Annotated in this window: 10 protein-coding genes; 9 read left to right on the plus strand and 1 reads right to left on the minus strand. The window is 43.0% G+C overall.

The features are described from left to right. Position 1: 1 nt before the first annotated feature. The 9 genes from C1I38_RS13590 (at position 2) to C1I38_RS13630 (ending at position 6,905) form a co-directional block, all read left to right on the plus strand. On the plus strand, positions 2-424 hold the full coding sequence (locus C1I38_RS13590) for a 4Fe-4S binding protein (protein WP_119776587.1): 423 nt from the start codon (positions 2-4) through the stop codon (positions 422-424). Beyond that, positions 417-764 carry a hydrogenase maturation nickel metallochaperone HypA gene (gene hypA, locus C1I38_RS13595; RefSeq protein WP_119776585.1) on the plus strand — a complete coding sequence of 116 codons (348 nt, stop codon included), beginning with the start codon at positions 417-419 and terminating at the stop codon, positions 762-764. The genes C1I38_RS13590 and hypA overlap by 8 nt, the downstream gene beginning before the upstream one ends. A gap of 15 nt (positions 765-779) precedes the next feature. Further along, positions 780-1,430 (plus strand): hydrogenase nickel incorporation protein HypB, encoded by a 651-nt coding sequence (gene hypB, locus C1I38_RS13600; RefSeq protein WP_020490797.1) that lies wholly within the window; start codon positions 780-782, stop codon positions 1,428-1,430. A gap of 139 nt (positions 1,431-1,569) precedes the next feature. Continuing rightward, positions 1,570-1,794, plus strand: coding sequence for a HypC/HybG/HupF family hydrogenase formation chaperone (locus tag C1I38_RS13605; protein WP_026156136.1), 225 nt, complete (start codon positions 1,570-1,572; stop codon positions 1,792-1,794). Further along, on the plus strand, positions 1,784-2,827 hold the full coding sequence (hypD, locus tag C1I38_RS13610; protein ID WP_020490795.1) for a hydrogenase formation protein HypD: 1,044 nt from the start codon (positions 1,784-1,786) through the stop codon (positions 2,825-2,827). The genes C1I38_RS13605 and hypD overlap by 11 nt, the downstream gene beginning before the upstream one ends. 164 nt (positions 2,828-2,991) lie before the next feature. Further along, a complete protein-coding gene (gene hypE / locus C1I38_RS13615) occupies positions 2,992-3,981 on the plus strand; it encodes a hydrogenase expression/formation protein HypE (protein WP_020490794.1) in 990 nt (329 codons plus the stop codon). Next, on the plus strand, positions 3,944-5,869 hold the full coding sequence (locus tag C1I38_RS13620) for an LTA synthase family protein (protein WP_243109318.1): 1,926 nt from the start codon (positions 3,944-3,946) through the stop codon (positions 5,867-5,869). Before hypE ends, C1I38_RS13620 begins: the two co-directional genes overlap by 38 nt. Before the next feature lie 134 nt (positions 5,870-6,003). Next, complete coding sequence (locus C1I38_RS13625) at positions 6,004-6,546, plus strand: nitroreductase family protein (RefSeq protein ID WP_020490792.1); 543 nt, start codon at positions 6,004-6,006, stop codon at positions 6,544-6,546. Between the two features lie 47 nt (positions 6,547-6,593). After that, positions 6,594-6,905, plus strand: a complete 312-nt coding sequence (locus tag C1I38_RS13630) for a zf-TFIIB domain-containing protein (RefSeq protein ID WP_083916677.1) — start codon at positions 6,594-6,596, stop codon at positions 6,903-6,905. A 732-nt stretch (positions 6,906-7,637) separates the two neighbouring features. On the opposite strand, the gene C1I38_RS13635 is transcribed toward C1I38_RS13630, so the two are convergent. Then, positions 7,638-8,399 carry an SDR family oxidoreductase gene (locus C1I38_RS13635; protein ID WP_026156134.1) on the minus strand — a complete coding sequence of 254 codons (762 nt, stop codon included), beginning with the start codon at positions 8,397-8,399 and terminating at the stop codon, positions 7,638-7,640. Positions 8,400-8,992 lie beyond the last annotated feature (593 nt).

Consider the following 8,992-nt stretch of genomic DNA (forward strand, 5'->3'; position numbering starts at 1 on the left):
CATGGCTTTTAATGTAATCAATAAAACAATTATGAAAAGTTTATTCAGCAAGCCTGCTACAGCGATGTATCCGGTCATCAAAAATGAATTTTATCCGAATACGCGCGGCAGCATTGAAATGGCTAAGATAGATGATTGTTCGTTCTGCGGCATTTGTTCCCGGAGATGTCCGGCTACAGCCATTGAAGTCGCTAAACCCGATAAAAAATGGGAAATCGACCGTACGCGTTGTATTGTTTGCAATTTCTGCGTTCAGGTATGCCCGAAGAATTGCCTGAATACCCAAAGAAGTTACACTGCGCCAATGAGAGATAAATCGAGTAAGTTGTTTACCGCATATGGGCCTGTCGTCCAGGAAGTTACTTCCGGGACAGAAGCTCAGAATAATCTTACACAGGTGGAAACAGTAGAAGAAGATGCATGAATATCCGATTACTGAACAAATTATAAAAATTGCTTCCGGAAAAGCCAAGGAGAATAATGCGCGTAGTGTTACGCGCATTACCTTGGTTGTCGGGGAGCAGTCCGGCTTCATTGGCGAATCCATTCAAATGTATTTTGATATTATTTCGAAAGGCACGCTCTGTGAGGGGGCTGTTCTTGAGATGGAAAATATTAAAGCCAAGTGGTACTGCCCTGACTGTAATATTCATTATACGCGTCAGCCGTTTTCTTTTGCCTGCCCTGACTGCGGCAATGATGGCATGCCAACAAACATTGGAAAAGAATTCTATGTTAAAGATATTGAAATAGAAACAGAATAAAAAGGGGGGCTTTAAGTGGCAGAAAAAGAAATTCAGGTTGTTCAGAACATTTTTGATGAAAATGACAGGATAGCCTTTGCGACGCAGGAAAAACTGGGCAAGATGGGTGTATTTGTTGTGAATATCATGGGGGCTCCCGGAGCAGGAAAGACATCGAGCATTATTAATCTCATCCGGCAGCTTTCCGAAAACAAAGTATATGTGATTGAAGGAGACATCGAATCGGATATTGACACGGTCAAGCTCAAAGAGTTAGGTATTGAAGCGATCCAGATTAACACGAATGGAGCATGTCATCTGGATGCGCCTACAATCCAGAGTTCCCTGGACGGATTGTCTTTTGATAAGCCCGGATTGTTGTTCATCGAAAATATCGGTAATTTGGTCTGCCCGGCAGAATTCCAAATTGGTGAGCATATCAAAATGCTGATTTGCTCAGCGGCTGAGGGCAGTGATAAACCGTATAAATATCCGCTGGCTTTTGAAAAAGCCGACGTGATTCTGCTTACGAAATGTGACTTGAAAACGTATGTTGATTTCAACGATGAATTTTTCCTTAAGGGAGTAAGAGCATTGAACAAAACTGCACCGGTGTTTGAAGTTAACGCTAAAACCGGACAAGGTTTTGAAGACGTTGCAGGATGGCTACTGCAAAAAAAAGGTTAAAAGGCTATTCTTTGCTTTTTTAGGTGAACCGTAATAAAATGATTTCAGTATGAGGTCAACCTTAAATCCTATATATCACAATTTTGAGCTGATAGGGTACGAAAGAGACTAGCGGCATTTGAACAGGGTGGTGAACGAAATGTGTGTGGCTGTTCCCGGGAAAGTGGTGGAAGTGAATGACTTTACCGGCAAGGTTGATTTCCAGGGGAATATTATTGATGTTAATATGGCCCTGGTAGATGCCCAAGCAGGTGATTACGTACTGGTTCATGCAGGATGCGCCATTGAAGTTATTCAGAAGGACACTGCCGATGAAATATTGGAGTTATTTGTAGAATTGGAGTCACTGAAATATGAATCTTGATCATATACGGAAAGAGCTTGCGGGCGATCATCAAGAGCTTAAAATCATGGAAGTATGCGGAACTCATACTTCCTCAATCTTTAAAAACGGCATACGCAGTCTGCTTTCACCAAAGATCAGGCTTATATCCGGTCCGGGCTGTCCGGTGTGCGTAACTCCGGCTTCCTATATTGATAAAGCCATCGAATGGGCCATGACACCGAACTGCGTGCTGCTGACCTTTGGCGATATGATGAAAGTGCCGGGCTCGGAGAAATCTTTAAGTGAGGCCAAGGCGGACGGGGCAAAGGTCGAGATCATGTACTCACCGCAGGAAGCGCTTAAAAAGGCCGCAGCTAACCCGGAACTTACGTATGTGATCGCCTGCGTCGGTTTTGAAACCACGATTCCGTCTTATGCGCTGGTTATCCAACAAATGGAGCGTTCCGGTCTGACCAATATCAGGTTCTTGACGGCGCTGCGCAGGGTTATGCCGGCTCTGGACTTCATCTGCGCCACGGATAATGAAATATCAGCGTTTATTGCGCCGGGGCATGTCAGCACGATTCTTGGTTCGCAGGCTTATGCCGGTTTGGCGGAGCAGTATATGAAGCCTTTTGCCGTAGCCGGCTTTGAAGGAGAACATATCCTGATCGCCATTTATGATTTGGTCAAACAAGTCGAAAATCATAAACACGAAGTGCATAATCTTTATCCTTCTGTGGTTAAGCCGGAAGGGAACGCGATTGCTTTAACATATATCAGCGACTATTTTGAAGCCGGACCTGCCTTTTGGCGCGGAATCGGCGTTATTGAGGACTCTGGTTTATATCTGAATCAAAAATACCGGCAATATGATGCCGGTTCGACCGATCTTGTCGGCGATGCTCAAAAATCGACGAACTGTCGTTGCGGCGAGGTTATCCTTGGCAAGATTAACCCTGATGAGTGTCCGATGTTCGGTAAGGCCTGTACACCGGCCAAAGCGCAAGGGCCCTGTATGGTATCGTCTGAAGGTACCTGCGGCATCTGGTTCCGGTTTACCAGAAAGTAATCCATTCATAAATTTGTAATCAACGTTTAAATGTTGCGTATGAAAAAATAAGTCGGGAAAATATACTAAGAAGATAAATAAGATAGATAAGGTAGATACAGTAAGATAGTTTACAGATGGACTCAGGCTAAGCAGCCTGTAATGAAAAATGAGTGGGTGAGTAAGTGAAGATTGTAATGGCGCATGGAAGCGGTGGCAATGCTACCAGGGAGCTTATTAAGGATCTTTTCCATAAATATCTGGCCAACGATTACCTTGATAAAATGGAAGATTCGGCCATCCTGCCGGTTTCCAAATATCCGCTGGCGATGACAACTGATTCTTTTGTGGTGACGCCTCTGGAATTTCCGGGAGGGAATATTGGCAAGCTTGCTGTCTGCGGAACGGTAAATGATCTCTGGATGGCCGGAGCCGAACCTCAGTATCTGACAGCGGGATTTATTCTGGAAGAAGGTCTCGAGATAGATTTACTTGACCGCGTCGTCGCATCTCTGAGTAAAACGGCCAAAGAGGCAGGCATTAAAATTGTCGCCGGAGATACCAAGGTCGTTCAGGGAAACGGCGGTTTGTATATCAATACAGCTGGTCTTGGTTTCAGAAAAAGCGGTAAACAGATTGGTACGGATGCTATCCGTAAGGGAGATGCCCTCATTGTCAGCGGTGACTTAGGTAACCATCACGCCTGCATCATGTCCCAACGCATGGAAATCGCCAATTCGATCCAAAGTGACTGTGAGAATCTTGGACCGATGGTCGATGCTTTGCTTCAGGCAGGCGTTGAAGTCCGTGCGATGAGGGATATTACCCGGGGAGGCTTAGGTACGGTCCTAAATGAGATTGCCGAAGCTTCGAACCATGCCATAGAGATTGAAGAGAAAAGCATCCCTGTGGATCCGGAAGTCAAATCTTTCTGTGACATTTTAGGCCTGGATCCACTCTATATGGCCAATGAAGGGAAGTTTCTCTGTATCACCGCTCAAGAGCATTCAGACCAGGCTTTGGAAATTCTTAAGCAAAATCGGCTTGGCACTAACGCGAGGCTGATTGGTAGCGTCGCGGAGACCGGAAGACCTCTCGTGACCGTGAAAACAAGACTGGGAGGAAAAAGAATTATCGATGTCTTATATGGGGAAGGCCTTCCAAGGATTTGTTAGAAACCGTTTGAGAACCAGGAAATTGTCAGCCAAGGGCTTTCTGATCTGGATTGCAGCCACAGCGTTCATCCAGGTCATTGCTGTCGAAATGATTCAACGGGGAGATTTTAAATTAGCTTTTGGGTGGATAACTTCCGATTTTCTGGTATTTCTGATCAACGATTTCCTGGCAATTGTCATTCTGTGTTTTTTTCTTTTTCTTACCGGAAATCTGCGCCTTACGATCATTTCTTCATCTGTCCTGCTGATTTTACTTGCGGTAACGAATACGGTAAAGAAACAGTTTTTAGGCGATCCTTTGTTCCCTTGGGATTTTGGAAGATTTAACCAGGTTTATAATTTACTGCCGAAGATTTCCGGAGAAGTGGTGCCGGTCCTTGTTCTTCTTGGTGTGGTGATCATACTTTTTATTTTGGCTGGAACATTCCTGATTCCGAAGGACCATCTTCGCTTAAGGACCAGAATCTGTGTACTCGTAGGTGTCGGGATTCTGATTCCTGTTCTTGTTTTTTACCGGCATACGCCGATTCAGACGTTGTTTAAAATGGCAGAAATCGAACATATCTACTGGGTTCAAACCCAAAATAGCTTACAGAACGGTTTTCTCCTAGGTTTTATGATGAACACGGAATATGTCATGGTTTTTGAGCCGACTGGCTACAGTGAAGAAACCATCGACAAGATCATTGCTGGTGACAAAGCCAGTTCGTCTGCCATGGTTGCCAGTGTTCAAGACAGCGGAATGAAGCCGGATATTGTTGTCATATTAGATGAATCTTTTTGGGACCCTACAAGACTTCCGAATGTTGTTTTTTCTGAAGATCCGCTGCCCAATTTTAGAGAATTAAGCAATGAGGGCACTTCGGGTGAAATATTGTCCCCTGTGTTTGGAGGAAGTACGGCAAATGTGGAATTTGAGTTTTTGACAGGGTTATCGACAAATTTCCTGCCTCAGGGAGCAATAGCTTACCAGCAGTATGTCACAAAATCACTGCCGGCTCTGCCCAGCCTGCTTCAGCGTTACGGCTATGAAACGACGGCCATCCATCCCTATCACAGCTGGTTTTATGACAGGGACAAGATTTACCCGCTGCTGGGTTTTCAGCACTTTTACAGTCTGGAAGATTTCAGTGGGGCAGAAATTGACGGCGAATATATCGGAGATATGGAAGTAAGTAAAAGAATTATTCAAGAGCTTCAAACTGCCGATCAGCCGGAGTTCATTTTTGCTGTAACCATGCAAAATCACGGTCCTTATCCGGCTGACCGCTATAATGACCATGCGGTGAGTACCTCAGGCAGTCTGACGTCCGAAGGAAAAGGAATTTTAGACACTTATGCGGAAGGCGTACAAGATGCAGATACGTCGCTGGCTTTTTTGACTGACTATCTGCGGGAATCGAATAGGCCGACAATCGTCGTTTACTTCGGGGATCACCTGCCTTTTTTAGGCAAGGATTATCAGGTTTATAAAGAAACTAGTTATATTACCCGGAATGAAAACGAATGGTCCACTGGAGATACCTTAAAAATGAAGTCGGTTCCGCTGATCATTTGGTCAAACGATCAGCCGGACACTGCTGAAATCACTGCGGATAAAAGTTTGGCAGGCGCAGTCAAAAAAATACAAAGGACCTCGAATTTAGGACTTATCAGCTCGTCGTTTCTGGGAGCCTATTTGTTGGAACAGCTGAATTATCCGAAAAATGCTATTTTTGATTATACCGGGCGAATGGCTGATGTACTGCCCGTTTACGGAAAAACAGTCTTTGTTGACCAGTACGGGCAGGTGTACAACGAGTTGCCATCATCATTCCAGGAAACAAAAGAAGATTACTGGCTGCTGGAATATGACCTATTATTTGGGAAGCAGTATACAAATAAATAAAGAGAGTAGAAACAAAGCTAAAAAGAAATTAAAATAAAGCAAAGCTTTAACCGAACAGAACTAATGGTTATCTGTCCAAACAGGGAGTGGAAAAATAAACTGAATGACAGGTATAAGGAAAGGTAGGGATAAATATGCTTGATTTGTTATATGAAAGAAGAAGTATCCGCAAATACAGCCCATCTGCAATAGAAAAAGATAGAATCCAAAACCTGGTCAAAGCTGCCTTATTGGCTCCTTCCGGCAGAGGGATTCAGCCGCAGCGTTTCATCGTTGTGGAAGATCGTGACCTCCTTCAGAAACTTTCCGTAGCAAGGGAGCACGGATCAGCTTTCTTAAGCGGAGCCCCTTTGGCCATTGTGGTCCTGGCGGACAGCAGTCTGACAGATGTTTGGACCGAAGATGCATCTATAGCTGCGATCATTATTCAATTGGCCGCAAAATCGATGGGACTAGGTTCCTGCTGGGTTCAGGTCAGAAACAGAAATCAGTCCGAGGGGAAGACCACGGAAGAATATATCCAGGAAGTACTTAACATACCCCGGGGCTTAAAAGTGGAATGTATGATCGGGCTTGGATATCCTGCGGAACAAAAATTACGCAGGACGGAACAGGATTTGCACTATCAAAATGTATTTGTCAATCAGTATAGAACAGAATTTTTAAACGAATATTAAGCATATAAGCTTATCCTGTAAATAAAATTCTTGTGGAGGTGTCGTTCATGGATTGTCCGGTGTGTCATGTGAAATTGCAGATGGCGGAACGCAAAGGAGTAGAAATTGATTACTGCCCGCAGTGCCGCGGAATCTGGCTCGATCGCGGTGAATTGGACAAAATCATCGAAAAATCCCAGTCTGAGAACAGTACTCAGGAACGCAGACCTGGATATGTAAATGAATACGGGAATTATGAGCATGAATACAAGCAGCATGGTCAAGACCATGACCATGACCATGAACATGGTCAACATGGAAAATATGGCAGAAACAATAAAAGATCATTCCTCGGTGATCTGTTCGATTTTGGCGACTGATCTATCCTAACGAAAAGTCAGGAATTTATTGCCTGGATAAAAAACAGTAAAAATGCAAATTCTAAGACCGTAAAAGGGTACGTAATGGTTGAGCCAAGATTCTGTTATGCTCTTTTGGGGGTGTAACCGGGTTGGCCAAAGATTGTCTGAAGGTCGAAGGCTTTCAGGCAGTCGGAGGGAAGATTTTTAACGGTTGGGAAAAGCTTTAAGGCAGTCGATTAATTTTATTGTTTTAGGGTTCCAACCTATCGTTAAGGGTCGAGCTAAGATCATGCCGGGTGTCGTATATTCTATGTGTTTGTAAGTTCGTTACAAAGTCATAGAATTAATGGTTGGCTGCAGCCGTGAGGTTGCTGTCAGCTGTAAAGATATCTTGTATGGTCGAACAAACCATGACTATAGGTGGCGACCTGCTTGGTTATGGTCGAAAGATCATGGCTGGGTAATCAATCATCTATGGTGGTGCAAGGTAGATTATTGCGTGCTCTTTTCCGACCAAGATACATAACAAAAACAAGAATGTAAGAATACGAGCTGGAAAATGACCATTTAATATTTAGGTAGTCTTATTAAGCGAAAAGTGGGCCGTTGCTAGCGAAATGAATTAAGACCGATCGCATGCATCGGCCTTTTTTTGCTACAAATCATCACTACCCGTTTGGCGGGTAGTGATGATTTGTAGCGTGAGGGTGTTTCAATTAGGAAAGGTTGGAGAATCCTTTAAGCCCCAAATTAATAAGCTGTCCAGCCTGCATCCGTAGTAATAATCGTACCATTTACAAAGGAAGCTTCATCTGAAGCAAGGAACAAGGCAACTTTAGCAATATCATTAGGTTCACCGGATCTTGGATTTAGATTAATTCCAGCCATTGCTCTTTCCATACCAAATTCATGGGGGTCACAGATTGTTTTACCGATATTTGTATTTACAGCACCTGGAGCAATTGCATTGCAGCGAATGCCGAGCGTGGCATATTGAAAACCGACATTTTTTGTTAAACCTACAATCGCATGTTTTGAGGCAGTGTATGCTGCCCCAGCTCTCGAGCCAAATAACCCTCCGACTGAAGCAATGTTAACTATTGTGCCACTTTTTTTGGTGATAAATATCGGAAGAACTTTTCTGATTGTACGCATAGGCCCAGTAGAATTAACTGCAAAAACACGATCCCATAGTTCGTCAGTTACTGCTCCAGCTGGTACGAAATTATCCATAATACCAGCGTTATTCACTAAAATATCTATCGTACCAAATTTATTCACAGTACTGTCGACTAAATTTTGAACATCAACTTCATTGGTAATGTTCGCTTTTATGGGAAAAGCAACCCCGCCAGCCGACTCGATTTCATAAACAACGTTTTCTACATCCTTAAGAATTAGGTCCGAGACAGCAACTTTAGCACCTTCTTTCGCGTAAAGGATCGCAATTGCTTTACCCATTCCGCTGGCAGCACCTGTTACGATAGCCACTCTATTTTCTAATTTACCCATTTTTTTATCTCCTTATTAAAGTGAGTATGGTATAAACGAAGCAACGCAGTAATTAATTACATCTCCTTTCCTGTTAATTTAATTGAAATAAGCTCTTTGTTTGGATAAGTATAAAATGGCTATAAAAGAGAAATCAAGAATAGTTATTTTTTTGACAAGCTTACCAATAAGCTGTTTAAAGATCTGAATGAAGTTGGCAAGAAACAATGAGATTTTTTTTAATTATGTTAAATCATTAACATAAAAATAACAGTAAGCGCCTAACAAATATATTCTGGTGCATAGCTTACGCACGCCGATCATGAGAAAATACCTCCAATAGATTAAATAATGGAGGTATGCCGGATGATTTAGACGCAGCAATTGACTATGACGTGATGTGAATGAAATAAACTAATTTATTCAAAAGCAAGCGATAGAAAAATTAGTAGTTGACATTCCTACACGAAACTGCTAAAATCATCAACTGTGGCTAGAGAATAAATGAGAATAAAAATGTCTCCAGCAGCGCAAAGGTCATTGAAAACTGAACAACAAGAATGAAATAAAAAGCTAGACTCGTCAATGAAATTTGGTAAACAAACGAGCTTGAA

Source organism: Dehalobacter sp. 12DCB1, from assembly GCF_004343605.1.
GTDB lineage: Bacteria > Bacillota > Desulfitobacteriia > Desulfitobacteriales > Syntrophobotulaceae > Dehalobacter.

What these genes read in the sequence shown, in the direction of transcription:
- C1I38_RS13625 (WP_020490792.1), top strand. Translation starts at nt 6,004, where the DNA reads ATGCTTGATTTGTTATATGAAAGAAGAAGTATCCGCAAATACAGCCCA.
- hypD (WP_020490795.1), top strand. Translation starts at nt 1,784, where the DNA reads ATGAATCTTGATCATATACGGAAAGAGCTTGCGGGCGATCATCAAGAG.
- C1I38_RS13605 (WP_026156136.1), top strand. Translation starts at nt 1,570, where the DNA reads ATGTGTGTGGCTGTTCCCGGGAAAGTGGTGGAAGTGAATGACTTTACC.
- hypA (WP_119776585.1), top strand. Translation starts at nt 417, where the DNA reads ATGCATGAATATCCGATTACTGAACAAATTATAAAAATTGCTTCCGGA.
- C1I38_RS13635 (WP_026156134.1), bottom strand. Translation starts at nt 8,399, where the DNA reads ATGGGTAAATTAGAAAATAGAGTGGCTATCGTAACAGGTGCTGCCAGC.
- C1I38_RS13590 (WP_119776587.1), top strand. Translation starts at nt 2, where the DNA reads ATGGCTTTTAATGTAATCAATAAAACAATTATGAAAAGTTTATTCAGC.
- C1I38_RS13630 (WP_083916677.1), top strand. Translation starts at nt 6,594, where the DNA reads ATGGATTGTCCGGTGTGTCATGTGAAATTGCAGATGGCGGAACGCAAA.
- C1I38_RS13620 (WP_243109318.1), top strand. Translation starts at nt 3,944, where the DNA reads ATGTCTTATATGGGGAAGGCCTTCCAAGGATTTGTTAGAAACCGTTTG.